Origin of the sequence: Streptantibioticus cattleyicolor NRRL 8057 = DSM 46488 (genome assembly GCF_000240165.1) — a bacterium.
Lineage (GTDB): Bacteria > Actinomycetota > Actinomycetes > Streptomycetales > Streptomycetaceae > Streptantibioticus > Streptantibioticus cattleyicolor.
On sequence record NC_017586.1, the window covers coordinates 3,250,848 to 3,271,272 of the forward strand.

A 20,425-nucleotide genomic window follows, 5' to 3' on the forward strand; every position below is an offset into this window, starting at 1 on the left:
CGGTACGGTAGCCCCGAGCAGCACACAGCCGCGTACGCACCGCCGCGCGAGATCACGGACGGTCGGATAAGGGAGAGGCTGGAACTATGGAAGAGCCGCGTCGCCTCGGCGGCCGGTACGAGCTGGGCTCGGTGCTCGGCCGCGGCGGCATGGCCGAGGTGTACCTCGCCCATGACACCCGCCTGGGGCGCACCGTCGCTGTGAAGACGCTGCGGGCCGATCTCGCCCGCGACCCGTCGTTCCAGGCCCGGTTCCGCCGGGAGGCCCAGTCGGCCGCCTCGCTCAACCATCCCGCGATCGTCGCGGTCTACGACACCGGCGAGGACTACGTCGACGGGGTGTCGATCCCGTACATCGTCATGGAGTACGTGGACGGCTCGACCCTGCGTGAGCTGCTGCACAGCGGTCGCAAGCTGCTGCCGGAGCGCTCGCTGGAGATGACCGTCGGGATCCTCCAGGCGCTGGAGTACTCGCACCGCAACGGCATCGTGCACCGCGACATCAAGCCGGCCAACGTCATGCTCACCCGCACCGGACAGGTGAAGGTGATGGACTTCGGCATCGCCCGCGCCATGGGCGACGCCGGGATGACCATGACGCAGACCGCGGCGGTGATCGGCACCGCCCAGTACCTCTCCCCGGAGCAGGCCAAGGGCGAGACCGTGGACGCCCGCAGCGACCTGTACTCCACCGGCTGCCTGCTGTACGAGCTGCTGACCGTGCGCCCGCCGTTCATCGGCGACTCGCCGGTCGCCGTGGCCTACCAGCACGTCCGCGAGGAACCGCAGCCGCCGAGCGTCTTCGACCCCGAGGTCACCCCCGAGATGGACGCCATCGTCCTCAAGGCGCTGACCAAGGACCCGGACTACCGCTACCAGTCGGCCGACGAGATGCGCGCGGACATCGAGGCGTACCTCGACGGGCAGCCGGTGGCCGCCGCCGCGATGGGCGCCGCCGGCTACGGCTACGGCGGCGGTTACAGCGACGGCGCCCCCACCACGGCGCTGCCGCCGCAGGACGGCGGGCCCAAGACGTCGATGCTGCCGCCGATGGGCGACGAGCCGGGCGGATACGGCTACGACGAGCGTCCGGACCGGCGCCGCGGCAAGAAGAGCAACACCTCGACGATCCTGCTGGTGGTCGCCGGGGTACTGGTGCTGATCGGCGCCATCTTCATCGGCAAGTCGCTCTTCGCCGACAACCCCAACGCCAACCGGATCAAGGCCCCCGACCTGCGCGGCGAGACCCTGCAGGACGCGCGCTCCTCGGTGGACAACGTGGGGCTGAAGGTCACCAAGGGCGGCGACGACTACTGCGACCAGGACAAGGGCAAGATCTGCTCGCAGGATCCGCAGTCGGGCACCGCGATGGACAAGGGCCAGACCATCACGGTGGTGATCTCCAAGGGCGCCAAGCCGGTGGAGATCCCGGACGAGAGCGGCAAGTCCTTCTCCGACGCCCAGCAGGACCTGCAGAGCAAGGGGTTCACCAACATCGCCCGCAAGGACGACTCGGGCAACTCCGGCAAGAGCCCGGGCACGGTGCTCAGCCAGGACCCGTCGGCCGGTTCCAGCGTGGCCAAGGACACCAAGATCACGCTGACCGTGGCCGCCGCGCCGCAGCAGCTCACCGTCCCGGACGTGACCAACAAGCCGGTCTCCGACGCCCAGGCGCAGCTCCAGGGCATGGGGTTCCAGGTGCAGACCAAGACCCAGGAGTCGACCACGGTCGCCCCGGACACCGTGATCAGCCAGAGCCCGGGCCCCAACAACCAGGCGCCGGTGAACTCCACGATCACCCTCACGGTCGCCAAGGCCCCCTCGGGCGGCGGCACGGTCCCCGGTGACATCCTCGGCCACAAGCTCTCCGACGTGCAGTCCGAGCTCTCCTCGCTGAGCGGGGTGACCGTCAACGTCCAGGGCCCGCAGGACGAGAACGCCGTGGTGGTGGGGAGCGACCCCAAGCCCGGCAGCCAGGTGCAGCCCGGCCAGACGATCACCCTGCAGACCCTGGACAACCCCATGGGCGGCGGCGGTGACCAGAACAACAACGGCGGCAAGGGCAAGGGCCACGGCGGTGGTGGCTGGGGCGGCATCTTCGGCGGCTGACCCGGGGCCACCCCCGTGACGGCGAGGGGCCGCGGACGGATCTTCCGTCCGCGGCCCCTCGCCGTCGCCGTACCGCTCAGCCCAGCTCGGGCGGCGGGGTGCGGTGGGCGTCCACCTTCTGGGTGCGCACCAGCTCGCCCCAGACGATGTAGCGGTACTCGGAGGTGAAGACCGGTGTGCAGGTGGTCAGCGTGATGTAGCGGCCGGGGCGGCGGACGCCGGACTCCCTGGGCACCGGGTCCAGGACGTGCACGTCGTACTTGGAGGTCTGGTCGAGGACGGCGAAGACCCGGTAGACGTACCAGGTGTCGCGGGTCTCGAAGACGACCGCGTCGCCCTTGCGCACCTTGTCGATGTTGTGGAACTTGGCGCCGTGGCCGTCCCGGTGGGCGGCGGTGGTGAAGTTGCCCGTCCTGTCCCACGGCATCGCCGATGCGACCGGGTCGGTGTAGTAGCCGGCCACGCCCTGGTTGAGGACGTCGGTGGAGGTGCCCTTCTTCACCAGCACCTCGAAGTTCCGGCCCATCGCGGGGACGTGCAGGAAGCCGATGCCGTCGGCGGTGTCCAGGGCGCCCGGGCCGCTGGGGGCCGCCCACTGCCGGCGCACCGTGTCGCCCTCGCGCCGCGCCTGGCGGTCGGCCAGGACGTTGGTCCACCACAGCGAGTAGGCGACGAAGAGGGCGAGGACCACGCCCAGGGTGATCATCAGTTCGCCGATGACCGAGAAGGCGGTGGCGACCGGGCCGCGGCCCCGTGCGCGGTGCGGCCCGGCCGCCGGGTGCGGGGCCGTCGCGTGGGTCCCGGTGTCGTCGTCGTGCTCGGTGGTCGTCACCGGTCACCCCCGTTTCCGTAGGTCTGCCGAGTTCCGGCTCATTGCACCAGCGCGTCCGGCTTGCCCTGGCTGCGCGGCCGGGCCTCGACCATCTTGCCCCAGACGATCATCCGGTAGGTGCTGGTGAACTCCGGGGTGCAGGTGGTCAGCGTGATGTAGCGGCCGGGCCTGGTGAACCCCGAGCCGGCCGGCACCGGTTTGATGACCCCGATGTTGGACGGCGAGGTCTGCGGCAGGAAGCTGGTGACCTCGTAGGTGTAGTACGTGGAGCTGGTCTCCACCACGACCTTGTCGCCGGGGACGAGCTTGTTGATGTAACGGAAGGGCTCGCCGTGGGTGTTGCGGTGGCCGGCGAGCGCGAAGTTGCCGGACTTGTCCCACGGCATGGCGGTCTCCAGCGCGCCCGAGTAGTGGCCGACCATGCCCCGGTCCAGGACGCCGTGCTTGTCCACGCCCTCGGCGATCGGGGCCTTCACGTCGAGCTTGGGGATGTAGATGATGGCGAACCCCTGGCCGGGCGAGAAGGCGCCGGGGTCCCGCGCGTCACTCCTGCCGTGCTCGCCGGCCCATTCGTGCTGGAGGGTGCTGGCGGCGCCGTTGGCGGCCTCGTGGGCCAGCACGTTGGTCCACCACAGCTGGTAGGCGACGAAGAGCAGCATCAACGCGCCCAGGGTAATGAAGAGTTCACCGACCACGCGGCTGACCACCACGCCCAGCGGGTCCTTGGCGGCCCGGGCGGCGCGGCGGGCCTCCAGCCGGGAGGCGGGCGGCCGGTCCGGCGCCGGGGGGCCGGCGGCTCTTCGCGGGCGGGCGCGTCTGCCGCCCCGCTTGGCGGCCTTGCGCCGGGCCGCCCGGCCGCCGGTGACCGCCGCCTCCGTCACGACCGGCCCGGCGTCGACCACGGGCAGTTCGGCGGTGGCCGTGGGGGAGGACGGTATGCGGGGGGCGGGCGGACGCCCCGCGGGCGCGGGACGGGGGCGCGGGCGTGGCGCGGACGGCTGCGGGGGCGTGCCGGAGGGCACCCCGGGCGCCGGGCGCGAGCGGGGCGCGTACGGCTCGTACGCGGGCGCGGACACCTGCCGGGGCACGCCGGCGTACGGCGCGGCGGGCGCGCCGTAGGGCGTCGGGTACCCGGAGGCGGCGGGCGGGGGCGGTGCCGGCCGCTGCTCGGCGGGGGGACGGAACCAGGGCGAGCCGGCGCCGTCCGCGCCCGGCAGCGGGTCGTTGAGCGGATCGGCGAGCCGGTCCACCGCCGCGGCGAAGGCGGCGTCGTCCTGGTACGCGGGGCCGTCCCCCGCCGCGTGCTCCGGGCCTGCCCCGGTCACGCCCCGGCCTTGCCGACCACGGGCGCCAGCCCGGCCGACCGCTCGACGGCCCCGGGGTCCCCGCACACGGTCAGCCAGTTGGCGAGCATGCGGTGGCCCCCCTCGGTGAGCACCGACTCGGGGTGGAACTGCACGCCCTCGACCGGGAGTTCGCGGTGGCGCAGCCCCATCACGATCCCGGAGTCGGTCCAGGCGGTGATCTCCAGCTCCGGCGCCACGGTGTCCCGTTCGACCGCCAGCGAGTGGTAGCGGGTCGCGGTGCAGGGCGAGGGGAGCCCGGCGAAGACGCCCGCGCCCTCGTGGGCGACCAGGGAGGTCTTGCCGTGCAGCAGCTCGGGCGCGCGGTCCACCACGGCGCCGTGGGCCACCGCGATGGACTGCAGGCCCAGGCAGACGCCGAACAGCGGGATCCCGCCGGCCGCGCAGTGCTTGACCATCTCCACGCAGACCCCGGCCTCCTCGGGGGTGCCCGGTCCGGGGGAGAGCAGTACGCCGTCGAAACCGTCCCCGGCGTGCTCCAGGGTCACCTCGTCGTTGCGCAGCACCTCGCACTCGGCGCCCAGTTGGTACAGGTACTGGACGAGGTTGTAGACGAAGCTGTCGTAGTTGTCGACGACCAGAATCCGTGCGTTCATCAGCCCGCGTTGCCTCCGCCGTTGACGGTCACGTCGTTGAAGGGGAGCAGTGGCTCCGCCCACGGGAAGACCCACTGGAAGAGGACGAAGACCACCAGCAGGACCAGTACGAGGGAGATGACCGCCTTCACCCACGCGTTGCCCGGCAGATGCCGCCAGATCCAGCCGTACATGCGGTGCCTTCCTTCCGATTCGGCACAAGAGTAAAGGGCGCGGGGACGTCGGCGCGGATCAGCCGGGCAAAGCTGTGGGCATCCCTTCGCCGACGGGCCGGGTGGCGTCCAGGTGTCCCCAGACGATCAGCCGGTGGCTGTGGCCCCATTCCGGGTCGCAGGTGGTCAGGGTGAGGTAGCGGCCGGGCGCGGAGTACGGGGTCGCCGAACGGTCCAGCGGGGCCGGCAACGGCTCGATCACCCCGGTGTCGTCCGGCAGGGTGAGGTAGGCGGGCTTGTCGATCACGTAGGTGTACCAGGTGACGCCGTCGGTGAGCAGGACCTCGTCGCCCGGGCGCAGTCGGGGCAGGTCCTTGAAGGGGTCGCCGTAGGTGCGGCGGTGGCCGGCCACCGCGAAGTTGCCGGTGGCGCCGAGCCGGGCGGTGCCCGCGTAGTGGCCGAGTCCGCGGCGCAGGGTGCCGGTGGCGGTGCCCTCCAGGACGGGCTTGTGCCAGTCGGCGCCGAGCCGGGGGATGTACATGATGGCGAAGGGCCGGCCGTCCCGGTAGGCGGGGGCGGGGGTGGCGGCGGCCCGGGTGGCCGCCGGGGGCGCGGTGGCCCAGGTGTCCTGGAGCGCGGCGACCTCGTGGTCCATCGCCCGGTCGGCCCGCACCCCGGTCCACAGCAGCAGGTGGACGACGAGGAGCACGGTCAACGCCCCGGCGGTCAGGCACAGTTCGCTGAGCGTCCGCAGGATCAGCCGTCCGGTCACGCCGTCCCCTCCCGCCGCGGCGGCCCCGGGGCGGGCGCGGTCAGCCCAGGGGCTGTGCGTAGTGGAGATCCACTGTGCCGGAGTAGCCGGGAAGAGTCACGTGGTGGAGCGGGTCGACTTTCCAGCCGAGGCCGTAGGCGGTGACGTACTGCTTGTAGTTGGTGATCGACGGGTCCTGGTCGACCGCGTGGCGCAGCGCGTCCGGGTCGCCCACCGCGGTGATGGTGTAGGGCGGGGAGTAGACGCGGCCCTGGAGGATGAGCGTGTTGCCCACGCAGCGCACCGCGCTGGTGGAGATCAGCCGCTGGTCCATGACCTGGACGGCCCGCGCCCCGCCCCGCCACAGCGCGTTGACCACGGCTTGCAGGTCCTGCTGGTGGATGACGAGGTCGTTGGGCTGCGGCTGCGGCACGCCGGGGACGCGGGCGGTGGCGCCGGGTGGCGCGTCGTTGAGGGTGACCGCGAGGGCGTCGCCGGTGACCGGGCGGACGCCGGCGGCCTCGGCGAGGGCGTCGTCGCGGCGCCGCGGGCCGGAGCCCTCGCCGCTCTCGGCGTGGGCGAGGGCGTCGGCGCGGGTGCGCAGATCGGCCAGTTCCTCTTCCAACTGGGCGTTCTTGTGGCTTTTCGCGCGGATCAGGTCGGAGGTGCGCAGCAGGGATTCGTCGCTGCGGATGTTGGTGCCGTGCGCGGTGTCGTAGCTGGCCCAGAAGAGCAGCCCGGCGGCGGCGAAGACGGCGGCGGAGAGGACCTTGGGCAACGCGCCGCGGGCGGTGCGGCCCACGCTGCCACCGGCGGAATCGCTCATGGGATCCTTATCTCCTTCGCACCCGCGGAAGCACTACGCTAACGGACGCCCAGGGGCGTGATCCGTCCGCTCCCCGCCCGGCGACAACGATCAATCAGCCTGCGCGTCCCGCAGCGCATCGACAGGAGAGTCCCTCGTGCCGAAGTCACGGATCCGCAAGAAGGCCGACTTCACCCCGCCGCCGGAGAAGACCGCCACCTTCAAACTGCACAGCGGGCGCCGCTGGGTGGCCCCGCTGATGCTGGCGCTCTTCCTGATCGGCCTGGCGTGGATCGTCATCTTCTACGTCACCACCGGCAGCATGCCGATCGAGTCGTGGGGCAACTGGAACATCGTGGTCGGCTTCGGCTTCATCGCCGCGGGGTTCGTGGTCTCCACCCAGTGGAAGTGACCCGGCCGTCACGGGGGCCGGGGCGGCGCGGTGACCGGAACGCGGTCGTCAACATCGCGCCTCGCTTGTCCACAGAGTTATCCACAGGTGGGCCCGGCTGGGGAAAAGGTCGGAAGATCTGTGGATAACCCCTGTGCGGACAAGCACACGCCGTGCACAACGTTCCCCACGGTCTGTGGATAAGTATGAAGAACGGTGGCGTCGCTCGTCCGGTCAGTGGTTGATCCGGTACGTACCGACGACCACCAGCGCCACGATGACCACGGCCACCGCGACGCAGGTGCCCCACTGCACCAGCGCCCGCCGCTCCCGCGGCGCGTGCACCATCCCGAAGGCCACCACGGCCCCGGTGACCAGGCCGCCGATGTGGGCCCGCCAGTCGATGGTGCCCGTCTGCGCGAACGTGAAGAACAGGTTGAGCACGATGATGGCGACGATCGGCCGGGAATCGTACCGCAGCCTGCGCATCAGCACGAACGTCGCGCCCAGCAGCCCGAAGACCGCCCCCGACGCGCCCAGCGAGCCGGCGTTCGGATTGGCCAGCAGGAACGACAGCGCGCTGCCGCCGAGCGCCGACAGCAGGTAGACGGCGAGGAAGCGGACCCGGCCGAGTGCCACCTCCAGGCCCGGGCCTATCCACCACAGCGACAGCATGTTGAACCCGATGTGCATCACGTTCTGATGCAGGAACGTCGCGGTCAGCAGCCGGTACCACTGGCCCTCGGCGACCCCGCTGGTCGGATCCACCGGGGGCCAGGCGCCGTAGAGGATCAGGTCCTGCACCAGCGAGTCGCCCACCGCCTGGACGGCGAGGAAGACGGCCACGTTGATGCCGATGAGGATCATGGTGATCAGCCGGGGGTTGGCCGCCACCGCCCCGCCGGTCATGGTGCGGGGCCGCTGCGCCTGCCGCTCCGGCCGCGCCTGGCCGACGCACTCCGGGCACTGGAAGCCGACCGACGCGCTGACCATGCACTCCGGGCATATCGGCCGCTCGCAGCGCGAGCAGCGCACCCCGGTCTCGCGATCCTGGTGCCGGTAGCAGCAGACCGCCTGCTCCATGGTCCCTCTTCCTGTGCCTGGTCCGTGCGCCGCCGCTGGTGAACCAGGCGCGCCCCGCTGTCCTGAGGTACGGACGAGCGGGGCGCCGAGTTCCCGTCGCGGGCCCTGGGCCGGTCGGACGGTGCGGGTCAGCCCTCGCGGCTGATGGTGACCGACTCGATGACCACGTCGTTGACCGGGCGGTCGCCGGGCTTGGTGTCCACGCTCGCGATCGCGTCCACCACGCGCTTGCCGGCATCGTCGGCGACCTCACCGAAGATGGTGTGCTTGCCGGTCAGCCAGCCGGTGGGGGCGACGGTGATGAAGAACTGCGAGCCGTTGGTGCCCGGGCCGGCGTTGGCCATGGCCAGCAGGTACGGCTTGGTGAAGGCCAGCTCCGGGTGGAACTCGTCGGCGAACTTGTAGCCCGGGCCACCGGTGCCGTTGCCCAGCGGGTCACCCCCCTGGATCATGAAGCCGGCGATCACCCGGTGGAAGACGGTGCCGTCGTACAGCCGGGCGTTGGTGGGCTGCCCGGTTTTCGGGTCGGTCCACTGCCGGGTGCCCTCGGCGAGCTCGACGAAGTTCTTCACGGTCTTCGGAGCGTGGTCCGGCAGCAGCCGGACCTTGATGTCTCCGTGATTGGTCTTGAGGGTGGCGTAGAGCTGCTCGGCCACGACGTACCTTCCATAGACTTCACTGACGACGACAAATCCTCCCACGGGCCGTCGCCGGACACGTAGCCACGCCCGCGACGGACCCGGGGCCATTCGCACGGCGGACAGATCCGGCCGCCATCACGGCATTCCCGGCGCCACGGCGGTTCCGCACCGTAATCTCCCGGGTACCCGCCCCGGGAGACAGCAGGCACTGCACCCCGGTTGCCTCGCGCACGCCGTCCGGCGGGCGGGCAGGCAGCATGATCTCTATTCGGGTGGAAAGGCGACATGTCGTACGCCACCGAGGAGGAGGTTCCCCGTGACCCGCGCAGAAAACGTGCGCCACGCAGCCGCTACGACGAAGGAGAATGTGCGGCACGCGGCGGAGTTGGTGGCGCCGTACGCCGGTACGGCCAAGGACACGGCGGCACACTACGCCGATGAGGCCCGTCGGCGGATCGCCCCCAAGGTGTCCTCCGCCGCCGATCAGGCCCGCACCGCGGCCCTGGCGCAGTACGGCTGCCATGTCGTGCCCCGGATCGCCCAGGCCCGGCACGCGGTGCCGCCCAAGCTGGCCGCCTCGGTGGACGCGGCGGCCAAGCGCACCCGGGAGACCGCGCGCCAGGCCGCCGACTACACCGCCCCCCGGGTCGGCCAGGCGGTGGAGGCCGCCCGCTCGGCCGCCGAACCGGTACGTGAGGAGGCGCTGGCCCGCGGCGCGGCGGCGCTGGCCGCGCTGCGCGGTCAGGTCCCCGCCGCCGAGCTGGACAAGCTGCTGCGCCGCGGACGGCGCCGGGCGCGGACGGGACGGGCCGTCAAGTGCGTGCTGTGCGCCGGGCTCGTGGCCGGCGCCGGGGTGGCGGCCTGGCGCTGGTGGCGGCGGCAGACCAACCCCGAGTGGCTGGTCGAGGCGCCCTCCCCGACCGAGGTCGTCAGCACCGACTCGCACGACGCGGCCGGCTCCGCCCGTCCTCCGCTGACCGCCGTGGACGGCTCGGGGGACTCGCTGGACCCGGAGGTCCGCGCCAAGCAGGCCGAGGCGGACGAGGAGAAGCCGGAGGACGAGTTCTGACGTCCTGAGCCGGGCCGCGCCCTCAGTCCGGCGATCCGGCGCGGTCGTCGGTGAACAGCTCCCGGACGCGGCCGAGGGCGCCGGCCAGATCGCGGGCGCTGCCGCGTCCGAAGGCCTCCGCGAAACGCTCCTCGCCGAGTGCGGCGCACACCTCGGCGAGGAGCGTCGCCATGTCGGGCGGCAGTGGCTCGGGGGAGGCCCGCAACACCGTGAAGGCGCCGAGGAGTTCGGCCGCTTCGGCGGGCCTGCCGTCCAGCAGGGCGAGCAGCGCCAGCACCTCGGCGGCGTAGGTGGCGGCCATCCGGATCTCCGGCCCGGAGCCCAGGGCGCACGCCTGCCGCAGCCGGCGCCGGGCCCGCTCCGCGTCACCGAGGGCCAGCGCGACCCGGCCGTGGGCGATGAGAACGGCGGAACGGGTGCCGTCGCCGGAGAAGGAACGGGCCGGGCACTGGGCCAGCGCCAGCTCGCACAGCCGGTCGGCCTCGGCCAGGTCACCGGTGCGCCGGGCCACCTCGGCGAGGGCGAGATGGCCGCGGGCGGCGAACTCCGGGGCGCCGCAGCGCCGCGCCAGTTCCAGCGTGCGCCGTGCGTCGGCCCGCGCCTCCTCGTACCGCCCGGTGTCCAGCAGGAAGCGGGACCGGTTGACCACCAGCTCGGCCATGTCCTCCACCGAGCCCAACTCGGCGGCCAGGGCGAGCGCTTCGTCGGAGAGCGCGACGGCCCGCGCGTTCTCGCCCCGGAAGCCGGCCAGTTCGGCGAGGACTCCGAGCGAGGTGATCATGCCCCACCGGTCGCCCAGCGCGCGGAACGCCTCCAGCCCCTCGGTGAACTCCTCGGCCGCCCCGGCCGCGTCCCCCTCCATCCACCACCGCTGGTAGGCCGAGCCGACGTACAGCAGCGCCCGGAACCAGGGATCGGGGTGGTCGCGCAGCGGCGCCGCGGCCCGCTCGGCCATCTCCGGGCCGGTCGGCAGCCCGGCGAACGGCGCCCACAGCAGCGTCAGCCCGGGGTAGTCCGGGGTGATGCCGCCGGAGGCCTCCATCACGGCGCGGCACGCGGCCACATGGTCGGCGTACCCGCCGATGTCCCGCATGCCGAAGACCGCGGCGAGCACCAGCCCGACGTACTCCTGCCCCAGACCGTCGGGCGGCTGGGGGCCGAGCTTGCCGAGCAGGTCGCGGGCGGGGGCGGCGCCCTCGTAGCGCAGCCCGCGCAGGATCCAGTAGGTGGAGAGCACGCCGAAGAAACGCAGGGCGGTGACGGTGTCGCCGTCGGCGATGCTGCGGCGCAGGGCGGCGTGGAGGTTGTCGTGGTCGGTGAAGAGCGCTTCCAGGCCGGCGAGTTGGCGGTGGCCGCGCAGTTCCGGTTCGGTCTCGGCGGCGAGGCGCAGGAAGTGGCGGGCGTGGGCGCGGCGCACCGCCTGTTCCTCGCCGGCCTCGGAGAGCCGTTCGGCCGCGTAGGCCCGGATGGTCTCCAGCATGCGGTAGCGCACGGACGTGCCGGGGTGCCGGTGGTCGTGCCGGTGGTCGTGCTGGTGGTCGGCGACGACCAGCGACTTGTCCACCAGTGACTCGACCAGGTCGAGGACGTCGGCGGGGTCGATGACCGGGCCGTCCCCTGGGGCGCGGGCGGGGTCCGGTGACGGGTCGGCGCAGACCTCCTCGGCCGCCGCCAGCGACCAGCTCCCCGCGAAGACCGAGGCGCGCCGCAGCACGGCCCGCTCGTCCTCCGGCAGCAGCCCCCAGCTCCAGTCCACGACGCCGCGCAGCGTGCGCTGGCGCGGCTGCGCGGTACGGCTGCCCCGGGAGAGCAGCCGGAAGAGTTCGGCGGGACGCACCCCGGGGCGGTACCCCAGCTCGCCGCCGATGGCCGGTATCCCCAGCCGTTCGGCGATCTCGGCGGCCGACAGCGACCGCAGCCGCGCCGCCGCCAGCTCGATGGCGAGCGGCAGTCCGTCGAGCGCGGCACAGATCCCGCGGACGGCGTCGAGGTCGCGGGCGAGGTCGAAGTCCGGGCGCACCGCGCCGGCCCGTTCGGCGAAGAGCCGCACCGCCGGGGAGTCCATCGCCTGCCGCGGCGCGGCCTGGACGGTCGGCAACGGAAGCGGGGGCACCGGGCAGAGCACCTCGCCGGTGATGCCCAGCGCCTCCCGGCTGGTGGCGAGGACGCTCAGCCCGGGGCAGTCGGCGAGCACCCGGTCCACCAGCGTGGCCACCGAGGCCACCACGTGCTCGCAGTTGTCCAGCACCAGCAGGAGCCGGCGGCCCGCCAGCGCCGCCGCGAGCCGTTCCAGCGGCTCGTGCCGCGCCCCGGCTCCGGCGCCGGAACGCAGCGCGGACTCCCGCAGCCCCAGCGCGGCCAGCACCGCCTGGGTCACCCCGCCGTCGTCCGCCACGCCGGTCAGGTCGACGAAGGCCCGGTCGCCGACGTGGCGTCCGGCGGCCTCCACCGACAACCGCGTCTTGCCCGAACCGCCCGGGCCGAGCAGGGTCACCAGGCGTGCGCCGCCGAGCAGTTGGGCCAGGCGGTCGAGCTCTTCGGCGCGGCCTACGAAGCTGGTGAGCTGGGCGGGGAAGCGGCCGTAGGGGGGCGGCGGTGTTTCACCTGAAACGGCGGCGGGGGCGGGGGCTGTTTCACGTGAAACAGTGACCGTTTCACGGCTGGGGGTTCCGCCGTCGGCTTCGCGGCCGGGTGTTTCACGTGAAACACCGACGGGCTCACCCCGGAGGACGGCCAGGTGGGCGGCGGTCAGCTCAGGGCCCGGGTCGGCCCCGAGGGTGTCGGCGAGTTCGCGTCGCGCCTCCTCGTACACGCGCAGCGCATCGGCCTGCCGTCCGGCGCCGTGCAGGGCGCGCATCAGCTGGGCGCGCAGCCGTTCGCGCAGTGGGTGGGTGGCGGTCAACTCGGTGAGTTCGGCGACGAGTTCGCGGTGACGGCCGAGGGCGAGGTCGGCCTCCACGCGGTCCTCCACGGCGGTCGTCCGCAGTTCCTCCAGGCGGGTGATCTGCCCGGCCGCGAAGGGGGCGGCGCCCACGTCGGCCAGCGCGGCGCCCCGCCACAGCGCCAGCCCTTCCCGCAGCGCCTCCGCCGCGCGCGGGAACTCCCCCGCCGCCAGCGCCTCCCGCCCCCGCGCGGCCAACCGGGTGAACCGGTGGACGTCCACCTCGTCCGGTTCCACCACGAGCCGGTAGCCGGCCGGATGGTTCTCGATCGGCGCCCCCAGCGCCGACCGCAGCCGCGACACCTGGGACTGGAGCGCGTTGCCGACCCCGGCCGGCGGCTCGTCCCGGTACAACCCGTCGATCAGCCGCTCCAGCGGCACGATCCGCCCGGCGTCCAGCAGGAGCATCGCCAGCAACGCGCGCCGCGCCGGCCCGCCCAGGCCCACCGCCCCGCCCGTGGCCGACCGGGCCCACGTCTCCCCCAGAATCCCGAAGCGCACCCAGCGATTCTGCCGTACACCCCCGGTCATCCCTCCCGGCGGATCCACTCGCCGCCGCCCAGGGGATAGTCGTATCCGGGACGTCCCGCGCCCGCGCTGGTACGGAACGGGATGCCGTTGTCGTCGATGTGGACGGTGCCGTGGCGGACACCGCTCGACCAGTCCAGGGCGAGGTCCCAGCGGACGTCGTGCGCCTTGGTGTGGGCGGTGACGTAGAAGACCTCCGGGTCGGACTCGCTGACCTTGTACGGGAAGTCGCGCTGGCCGTTCTTGACGGTGACCGTGGGGCTGCCGTTGTCCAGGTCGATGTCGAACGACTTGGTGTCCACGCCACCGCCGCAGCCGACGCCCATCGAGTAGTCGTTCCAGGCGAGCGGGGCGCCCTTGGTCACGACGCGGACGTGCAGCGCCTCCAGGACGACGGTCTCCGCGCCGGTGCCCTGGACGGTCAGGCCGACCCGCTGCTCGCCCGAGGAGACCGCGCCGTAGGCGGCGGACCAGCGCGGGGCGTCCTGCTCGCTCGCGGGCGGGCCCATCTGCGCGGGGCCGCTGTCGACGAGGAAGTGCTGGCTGCACGGGCTGTCGTAGACGTACGGACGCACGCCGACGACCGGCGCGGTGGCGCCGCTGCCGGTGTCCGCCCCGCCCGCGCTCCGCCCACCGCCGCCGTCCTGGCCGGCGCCGGGCGTACCACTGCTGGAGCCGGGGGCGGTGGGGGCGCGGTGCGACGCGCCCGGGGAGGCGGAGGCCGACGCGGACGCCCCGCCGGTGACGGCCCGGCTGCTCACCGGCGCGGCCGAGCCGACGGCCCGCTCGTCCCCCGCGGTCCTCTCGCCTCCGTCGAACGGCGCGTTGGCGACGAGCACCACGGCCGCCAGCACGGTGGCCGCGGCGGCGGAGGCGATCAGCGCGGTACGGCGGCGCCGTGGCGAGGCGGAGTCGCCGGGTGCGTCGGTGACGACGAGTTCGTCGCCCGCGTCCCTGCCCCGGTCCGGGTCCCCGCTCACCGACGGGGCGACGACCGGACGCGGCGGCCCGGCCGGTTCCGGACCATCACCCTCGGCCGCGTTCTCCTCCCGCGCGGACTCCGCCACCGTCGGCCGGTCCGCCCTGCGCCCGCGCTCCGCGTCCGCCAGGATCCAGCGCCGGTGCAGCTCCACCAGTTCCTGCGGCGTCCCCCCGCACACCCGCGCCAGGCGCTCCACCGGGGCGTACTCGTGCGGCACCGCGGTGCCGTTGCAGTAGCGGTGCAGCGTCGACGTGCTCATGTGCAGCCGCTTGGCGAGGGCCCCGTAGCTCAGCCCCGAGCGGTCCTTGAGTTCCCGCAGCAGCTGCGCGAAAGCTTCCGGCCCTTCGGCCCCGGTCGCCCCAGACACCCGTTCCTCCATCCCCCCGTGTCCCGTTCCAGCGTTCCAGGGCACCCCCATATCCCCTGGCCGGAGCCGAAGTTGGCGTTCCAACGTACCCAACTCGCCGCCGACTGTGGCGGCTGGGACGGATCGCCTCCCAAGCTTCGGTCATCCAAGCATCAACCCGATCCGTGACCGAGGGGAAACGACCACATGTCCAGGATCCGCACCACCTCCCGCACCCGTCTGCTCGTCGCCGCCGCGACCGTCGCGCTGGCCGGGTTCTCCCTGACCGCGTGCGACAACAACACGGGCCTCCACGTCGAGGGCGCCGCGCCGGCCGCCTCCGTGACCACGCCGTCCTCTCCCAGTGCCCCGTCTCCCAGTGCCCCGTCTCCCTCGGTCGCCGTCTCCGGTTCCGGTCCGGTCGCCGGCAAGACCACGTCCACCGGTTCCCGGCCGACCGCGCACGGGACCACGGCGAAGGCACCCGTCTCCTCCGGCAAACCGGTCACCTGCGAGGGGTCCAACACCAAGACCGTCGCGGCCCTGCTCAACCGCCCCCTGAACCACATGCTGCTCACCGTCACCAACACCGGCAGCAAGCGGTGCTACCTCTACGGCTACCCGGCGGTGGCCTTCGGCGAGGCCCAGTCCGTGCCGCCGGTCATCGAGGAGTCCAAGCCGCAAGCCGTCGTCACCCTCGAACCGGGCCAGTCCGGCTACGCCTCCGTCAGCCTCTCCACCGGCGACGGCAGCGCCGAACACGGCCACACCGAAAAGTCCCTGGCCGTCTACTTCCAAGGCCGCTCCGGCAACGAAAGCGTCGGCTCCGGCGCCCACCCCTCACTCCCCTCCCAGGGCGTCTACATCGACGACTCCCTCAAGGTCACCTACTGGCAGCCGTCCCTCGACACCGCCCTCGACTGGTGACCCCCGCGCCCCCTGCCAGGGGCCGCGGGCTCCCCTGGCGGGTGGTTCGAACCGTAAGCTGTCGTTCCGTGCGACCCCTGTCATGGCGGAGGAGGGACGCCCGGTATGCCGGAGTGTGCGGAAGTCTGCGGAAACGGCGTGCTGCGCTGAGGAAGTCCGAGGTGGCGGCGTGTGGTCCCCGCGCGTGCGGGGGTGGTCCCCGCGTCCGCGGGGACGCGGAAACCAACCCGTCCGACGTCAACTCCATCGAGCGCGAACGACGAGGGCCACGGGCGCCCGACGCGTCAGCAACGCGACTGGGCGAATCGCATACGCCCCTGACCGCGGCGTCGCCTTGTCCGCCCTGCCGACGTTTCAGGAATGGGGAAAGGCATATCCCGCTGCGAGGCGGTCGAGCCTCGGTGTTCTCCAGCGGAAAGGCTTGTCAGCTCTCACCGGCCTTCTGCAAAGCAACTCGCGCCGCTTCGACGAAGCCGGCTCTCGCACTCTCGAGGTCGTCCCACGAAAGGTCGGCGCGGAGGGCGTCGACCATCTTCCTGGCCGCCCGGGCCACCTCACTCGGCCCTTCCAGGAGGACAGCGGAGAACGCGCGTTGCAAAGCCAGGCGGTCGTTGCCCTCCCCTTCGCCGGCTCGCAGTGTCAGAATCGCCGACTCAGCCGCATGCAAGAACTGCACTTAGGTCTGCCTGCGCAGGTCGAGCAAGCGTATGGTTCGCTGCTCCCCAAGCGTTGCCCGAACCGTGTCCAGCAGTGCGTCGGCCTGCCGGTCACCGGCGTGCCGGGCCGCGGCGGCCTGTGAGCTGCCCGCTCTGCCGGTGAACCACCCGGTGATCAAGCTGCCGGCAAGCGCTGAGCCTGCCGCGATCAACGCGACTCCCCATTCACCCATGAGGCACATTGTTCACGCGGTGCCCGGATCAGGCCGGGCATACGGAGACTGCGCAGCAGGACTGTTCCCACAGCGCGCGATCGTCCCGCCGACAGCCATCGATACGATCGATTCATGCCGTCGGACGACTTCCCTTCCTCTGCCTTCGCCCATATGAATCGGACATCTTCGACCCAACATCCTGGTAAAATGGAGAGTTACGAACGGGCGACGGGCGACGGGCGACGGGCGACGGGCGACGGGCGACGGGCGACGGGCGACGGGCGACGGAGGTCCTGTTCGCCGCCAGGTCGGCGAACGCGTTGCACCGGCTTCTCGACGTGCTTCCGGTGTTCGCCGGTGACGATCGTGTCACCCGTGTGTTCACCCTGGTTCCGGGCTCGGACTTCGGCATCGACGCGCTGGCCGCGATCGAGCGGGTCGGCGCGCGTACCGTTCCGTGGGAAGAGGCGTGCCGACGCTCCTACGACCTGATCGTCGCGGCCAGTCCCAAGGGTGAGCTGCGGCTGCTGCGCGGCAGACGTGTGCTGCTGCCGCACGGGGCGGGGTTCAACAAGACGGTGCGCGGGGAGGGCTCGGACGACTCCGCTTCGGGGCTCGATCCGGCGTTCCTGGTGCGGGACGGCGAGGTGCTGGCCGCCTTGTACGCCCTCGCCCATCCCAGCCAGGTGGACCGTCTGGCCGCCGTGAGCCCGCGGGCGGCGGAGCACGCCGTGGTGGTCGGCGACCCGACGCTCGAGCGGATCCTCGCCTCCCGCTCCCGGCGCGAGGCCTATCGGGCGGCGCTCGGCACCGGCGCCCGCAAGCTGATCGTCATGACCTCCACCTGGGGCCCCGAGTCGCTGCTGCGGCGGCGGCCGGAGCTGCCCGCGGAGCTGGCGGCCCGACTGCCCTACGACTCCTACCAGTTGGCGCTCGTCGCGCACCCCAACGAGCGCAACCGCACCAGCCCCTTCGACCTGGTCGAGCAGCTGGCCCCCGCCCTCGACGCCGGAATGGTGCTCGCCGGGGCGTACGAGGAGTGGGGGGCGGTGCTGATCGCCGCCGATGCCGTGATCACCGACCACGGATCGACCGCGCTGTACGCCGCGGCGTTGGACCGGCCGCTGATCGGGGCCTGCGACGGCGGTGCGGAGCTGATCCCCGGCAGCCCGATGGGTGAGGTGCTGGCGCACTGTCCCGGACTCGACGACCCCGGCGGCGTCGAGGGGGCGATCGCCGCGCACCGGCCCGGTGCCGTACGGGCTCTCGCGAAGGCGGCCTTCGCCGAGCAGGGCCGCGCGCTGGACAGGCTGCGGGAGGAGCTGTACGCGCTGCTCGGGCTGGAGCCGCCGGACGGGCCGGCCACCGTCCGTCTCCTGCCGGACCCCCGCCCGCCCGTACGCGCCCCGGCCGCCTTCGCCGTCCGCACCCGGGTCGGTGACCACACGGTGCGGGTCGAGCGCTTCCCGGCGCACACCGGCGCGTCCGGGCAGCACCTGGCCGTCGAGTACGACGCGGCGGACGAACGACACGCGCAGAGCGCCGGGTTGCTCTACCGCCGGGCCGGCCAGGCCCCCGTACGCCCGTATTCCGCGACGTGGACGGCGGACGGGTGGATCGCGCACGTCCTGGACCAGTACCCCGGCTGCCGCACGGCCGGGGTCGTGATGTCGCCGTCGTGGTGCCTGGTCCGTGACCGCCGCGGGCCGTTGCTGTCGCTGCGTGTCGGGCCCTGCCGGGAAGACGGTCTCCTGTTGCGTACCGACCCGGCCGCGGTGCTCAGTGGCGTCCACGCCTGGCCGGCCGCCCACCGGGACCTGCCCGCCGAGGTCACCTGCGTCATCGGGGACCGTTCCTACCCCGTCCGCGTCGAGCCCGCCACCGCGGGCGAGGCGACGGCGGCGCTCTAGACGGCGGAGTTGCGGGTACGGATGGCGTGCGCCGCCTCCCGGTGCCGCCGTGCCTCGGCCGGGTTCCCGGTCTCCTCGGCCAGCGCGGCGAGCGCGTCGAGGATCCGCGCCTCGTCGTGATCGGATCCCCGGCGGCGGGCACTGGTCAGCGCGGCCGTGTACAGCCGCCGTGCCTCCGCGGAGCGGCCGAGCCGGTGGAGCACCCCGCCGAGGGCGAACCCGGTGCGGGCGGTCATGCGTTCCCGCTCAAGGCCGGCGGCCTCCGCGTGCGCCTGCTCCAGCACGGTGGCGGCACGCTCCAGGTCGCCGAGTGCGGCGAGCGCCTCTCCCAGCCGGTAGGTCAGCAGCATGACACCGTAGGCGTTGGCGATCTCCCGGTGCATCCGGCAGGACATCTCGAAATCGGGCGCCGCGGCGGCCCAGTCACCCTGCGCGCTGTGCAGCATGCCGCGGAACTCGACGACCGAGGCGCGCAGTTTGCGCTCCTTGCCCGACTCCCCCAACGACGGCGCCGCGCTCAGCGCCTGTTCCACCTCGCGGGCGGCCTCTTCCATCCGTCCGCTCTCCCACAAGGCCCGGGCGAGTTGGCAGCGCATACGCACCAGGGCCGGCAGGTGCCCGGCACGCTGTGCCGCCGCCACACCGGTGCGGAAGACTTCGATGGTTTCCGCGCTGCCGGGGTGGTCGAGGTGATGCGTCCACAACGGCTCGCACAGCGCCCACGCCTCGGCGTCGAGCCCGTGCGCGTACGCCAGGCGGACACACGCGTACAGGGCGTGCCGCTCGACATGGAGCCAACCGGCCGCCGAGCCCGTTCGCCCGGCGTCGTCCGCGGCGTTGCGGAACGGGACGTCAGGGACACCGTCAACAGCGGGGAACAGCGTGGCGAAGGTCATGCGTCCGCCCGCCACCACCGCGTCGGCGCGCTGGGCCTGCCGCACGTACCAGCGCACGATCCGCTGCCGCGCCTCGGCCCGCTCCTCGTCGCCGCCGTCCTCACGGGCCCGGCGCGCGGCGTGGGCACGCAGCAGTTCGGGCAGGCGCTTGCGGTCGTCCTTGGTGTTGAGGACGTCCCGGTCGTCGAGCAGGCCGGCGGCTTCCAGCTCCTCCAGCGCGGCGTCGGCGCCGTCCCGGTCACAGCCGAGCGCCGCCGCCGCGACCGCCGGGGTGAAGGAGGGCCCGGGCACCACGGCGAGCAGCCGGTACAGCCGGGCCGCGCCCGGTCCGAGCCCCCGGTAGGCGGCGTCCCAGACCCGCTCGACCATCGGCAGCCCCTTCCCGTGGAGTTCCGTGGTGAGGTCGGCGAGCAGATGCGACAGGGAACGGCGCCGGTGCTTGCGCAGCCAGCGGGCCGCGACGTGCAGGGCGGCCGGCAGACCGGAGCACAACCGCAGCAGCGAGGCGGCGGCGTCGGGCTCGGCGACCAGTCGCGCGTCGTCGACCGCGCGCCGCAGCAGTTCCATGGCGTACCGGTCGTCCAGCGGGTCGAGCACGACATCGACCGCCGCGCCGTCCTCCAGGTCGTACAGGGGACCGTGGCTGGTGACGATGGCCAGTCCGGCGCCGGAGGCCGGGAGCAGCGGCACCACCTCGGAGCCGTACCGGGCGTTGTCGATGACGACGATGAGCCGCTTGCCGTCCGTCTGCGTCCAGTACTGCTTGCAACGGGCCTTGAACGTCTGCCCCATCCAGTCGCGCCCGACCCCGAGCGAGCGGAGCAAGTCGCCCAGCGCGTCGGCGACTTCCACCACGCCGTCCCGCCGCAGATCGTCCAGGTCCACGTAGAGCACCTGATCGGGGTAGCGTTCCCGCAGCGTGCGGGCGAGGCGGAAGGCCAGCTCCGTCTTGCCCGTCCCGCCCAGCCCTCTGAGCGCCACGCACAGCGGCCGGGAACCCCCGCTCCACTCGGCGACCGCCCGGAAGATCCGCGCCTGCTCGGCTTCCCGGTCGATGAACTGGACCGTCTCGGGCGGAATCTCATAAGCCATGGCAGGACAGCTCCGATACCTGACACCACTGTGGACGGGCATGGTGCGGCGGGATCTCGGCGACCGCCCACCTCTGTGGCGCACAACCCTACGGCAGCCCAACGGACTTGGGGTGTCGGTCGGGCGAGGATTCGTCAACC

17 protein-coding genes are annotated in these 20,425 nt (G+C 72.9%); 5 read left to right on the plus strand and 12 right to left on the minus strand.

Annotation, left to right across the window (positions count from 1 at the left end; genetic code table 11):
- Positions 1-86 precede the first annotated feature (86 nt).
- The gene (gene pknB, locus SCATT_RS14515) at positions 87-2,108 is read left to right on the plus strand and encodes a Stk1 family PASTA domain-containing Ser/Thr kinase (protein ID WP_014143824.1); all 2,022 of its coding nucleotides are present in this window, start codon (positions 87-89) and stop codon (positions 2,106-2,108) included.
- Positions 2,109-2,184: 76 nt separating this feature from the next.
- On the opposite strand, the gene SCATT_RS14520 is transcribed toward pknB, so the two are convergent.
- Genes SCATT_RS14520 through SCATT_RS14545 form a run of 6 tightly spaced genes read right to left on the minus strand, consistent with a single transcriptional unit; the run spans position 2,185 to position 6,629 of the window.
- A complete protein-coding gene (locus SCATT_RS14520; RefSeq protein ID WP_014143825.1) occupies positions 2,185-2,940 on the minus strand; it encodes a class E sortase in 756 nt (251 codons plus the stop codon).
- Between the two features lie 38 nt (positions 2,941-2,978).
- Positions 2,979-4,265, minus strand: a complete 1,287-nt coding sequence (locus tag SCATT_RS14525; protein WP_014143826.1) for a class E sortase — start codon at positions 4,263-4,265, stop codon at positions 2,979-2,981.
- Positions 4,262-4,900 carry an aminodeoxychorismate/anthranilate synthase component II gene (locus tag SCATT_RS14530; RefSeq protein ID WP_014143827.1) on the minus strand — a complete coding sequence of 213 codons (639 nt, stop codon included), beginning with the start codon at positions 4,898-4,900 and terminating at the stop codon, positions 4,262-4,264. The genes SCATT_RS14525 and SCATT_RS14530 overlap by 4 nt, the downstream gene beginning before the upstream one ends.
- Positions 4,900-5,073, minus strand: a complete 174-nt coding sequence (locus SCATT_RS39000) for a hypothetical protein (RefSeq protein ID WP_014143828.1) — start codon at positions 5,071-5,073, stop codon at positions 4,900-4,902. Before SCATT_RS39000 ends, SCATT_RS14530 begins: the two co-directional genes overlap by 1 nt.
- A 58-nt stretch (positions 5,074-5,131) precedes the next feature.
- On the minus strand, positions 5,132-5,824 hold the full coding sequence (locus SCATT_RS14540) for a class E sortase (protein ID WP_014143829.1): 693 nt from the start codon (positions 5,822-5,824) through the stop codon (positions 5,132-5,134).
- Between the two features lie 40 nt (positions 5,825-5,864).
- Positions 5,865-6,629, minus strand: a complete 765-nt coding sequence (locus tag SCATT_RS14545) for a DUF881 domain-containing protein (protein ID WP_014143830.1) — start codon at positions 6,627-6,629, stop codon at positions 5,865-5,867.
- 136 nt (positions 6,630-6,765) lie between these two features.
- Here SCATT_RS14545 and crgA point away from each other — a divergent pair, with 136 nt between their 5' ends.
- Positions 6,766-7,020, plus strand: coding sequence for a cell division protein CrgA (crgA, locus tag SCATT_RS14550; RefSeq protein ID WP_014143831.1), 255 nt, complete (start codon positions 6,766-6,768; stop codon positions 7,018-7,020).
- Between the two features lie 213 nt (positions 7,021-7,233).
- Here the strand turns inward: crgA and SCATT_RS14555 are convergent, their stop codons facing one another.
- Positions 7,234-8,082, minus strand: coding sequence for a rhomboid family intramembrane serine protease (locus SCATT_RS14555; RefSeq protein WP_014143832.1), 849 nt, complete (start codon positions 8,080-8,082; stop codon positions 7,234-7,236).
- Positions 8,083-8,210: 128 nt separating this feature from the next.
- On the minus strand, positions 8,211-8,738 hold the full coding sequence (locus SCATT_RS14560) for a peptidylprolyl isomerase (protein WP_014143833.1): 528 nt from the start codon (positions 8,736-8,738) through the stop codon (positions 8,211-8,213).
- Positions 8,739-9,039: 301 nt separating this feature from the next.
- Between SCATT_RS14560 and SCATT_RS14565 the strand changes: the two genes are divergently transcribed.
- On the plus strand, positions 9,040-9,792 hold the full coding sequence (locus tag SCATT_RS14565) for a DUF5324 family protein (protein WP_161271875.1): 753 nt from the start codon (positions 9,040-9,042) through the stop codon (positions 9,790-9,792).
- 22 nt (positions 9,793-9,814) lie between these two features.
- On the opposite strand, the gene SCATT_RS14570 is transcribed toward SCATT_RS14565, so the two are convergent.
- Both SCATT_RS14570 and SCATT_RS14575 read right to left on the minus strand, forming a co-directional pair.
- Positions 9,815-13,234, minus strand: coding sequence for an AfsR/SARP family transcriptional regulator (locus tag SCATT_RS14570; RefSeq protein WP_197541055.1), 3,420 nt, complete (start codon positions 13,232-13,234; stop codon positions 9,815-9,817).
- A 26-nt stretch (positions 13,235-13,260) separates the two neighbouring features.
- Positions 13,261-14,622, minus strand: coding sequence for a helix-turn-helix domain-containing protein (locus SCATT_RS14575; protein ID WP_014143837.1), 1,362 nt, complete (start codon positions 14,620-14,622; stop codon positions 13,261-13,263).
- Between the two features lie 174 nt (positions 14,623-14,796).
- On the opposite strand from SCATT_RS14575, the gene SCATT_RS14580 reads away from it, so the two are divergent.
- Positions 14,797-15,516 (plus strand): DUF4232 domain-containing protein, encoded by a 720-nt coding sequence (locus SCATT_RS14580; RefSeq protein WP_014143838.1) that lies wholly within the window; start codon positions 14,797-14,799, stop codon positions 15,514-15,516.
- A gap of 424 nt (positions 15,517-15,940) precedes the next feature.
- Here the strand turns inward: SCATT_RS14580 and SCATT_RS39545 are convergent, their stop codons facing one another.
- Positions 15,941-16,192 carry a hypothetical protein gene (locus tag SCATT_RS39545; RefSeq protein ID WP_239013308.1) on the minus strand — a complete coding sequence of 84 codons (252 nt, stop codon included), beginning with the start codon at positions 16,190-16,192 and terminating at the stop codon, positions 15,941-15,943.
- 515 nt (positions 16,193-16,707) lie between these two features.
- On the opposite strand from SCATT_RS39545, the gene SCATT_RS14590 reads away from it, so the two are divergent.
- Positions 16,708-18,297: a translation initiation factor 2 gene (locus SCATT_RS14590; RefSeq protein WP_014143840.1), complete on the plus strand. Its 1,590-nt coding sequence runs from the start codon at positions 16,708-16,710 to the stop codon at positions 18,295-18,297.
- On the opposite strand, the gene SCATT_RS14595 is transcribed toward SCATT_RS14590, so the two are convergent.
- Positions 18,294-20,285: a tetratricopeptide repeat protein gene (locus SCATT_RS14595; protein WP_014143841.1), complete on the minus strand. Its 1,992-nt coding sequence runs from the start codon at positions 20,283-20,285 to the stop codon at positions 18,294-18,296. The genes SCATT_RS14590 and SCATT_RS14595 overlap by 4 nt on opposite strands.
- Between the last annotated feature and the right edge of the window lie 140 nt (positions 20,286-20,425).

What these genes read in the sequence shown, in the direction of transcription:
- pknB (WP_014143824.1), top strand. Translation starts at nt 87, where the DNA reads ATGGAAGAGCCGCGTCGCCTCGGCGGCCGGTACGAGCTGGGCTCGGTG.
- SCATT_RS14530 (WP_014143827.1), bottom strand. Translation starts at nt 4,900, where the DNA reads ATGAACGCACGGATTCTGGTCGTCGACAACTACGACAGCTTCGTCTAC.
- SCATT_RS39000 (WP_014143828.1), bottom strand. Translation starts at nt 5,073, where the DNA reads ATGTACGGCTGGATCTGGCGGCATCTGCCGGGCAACGCGTGGGTGAAG.
- SCATT_RS14545 (WP_014143830.1), bottom strand. Translation starts at nt 6,629, where the DNA reads ATGAGCGATTCCGCCGGTGGCAGCGTGGGCCGCACCGCCCGCGGCGCG.
- SCATT_RS14555 (WP_014143832.1), bottom strand. Translation starts at nt 8,082, where the DNA reads ATGGAGCAGGCGGTCTGCTGCTACCGGCACCAGGATCGCGAGACCGGG.
- SCATT_RS14575 (WP_014143837.1), bottom strand. Translation starts at nt 14,622, where the DNA reads ATGGAGGAACGGGTGTCTGGGGCGACCGGGGCCGAAGGGCCGGAAGCT.
- SCATT_RS14580 (WP_014143838.1), top strand. Translation starts at nt 14,797, where the DNA reads ATGTCCAGGATCCGCACCACCTCCCGCACCCGTCTGCTCGTCGCCGCC.
- SCATT_RS14595 (WP_014143841.1), bottom strand. Translation starts at nt 20,285, where the DNA reads ATGGCTTATGAGATTCCGCCCGAGACGGTCCAGTTCATCGACCGGGAA.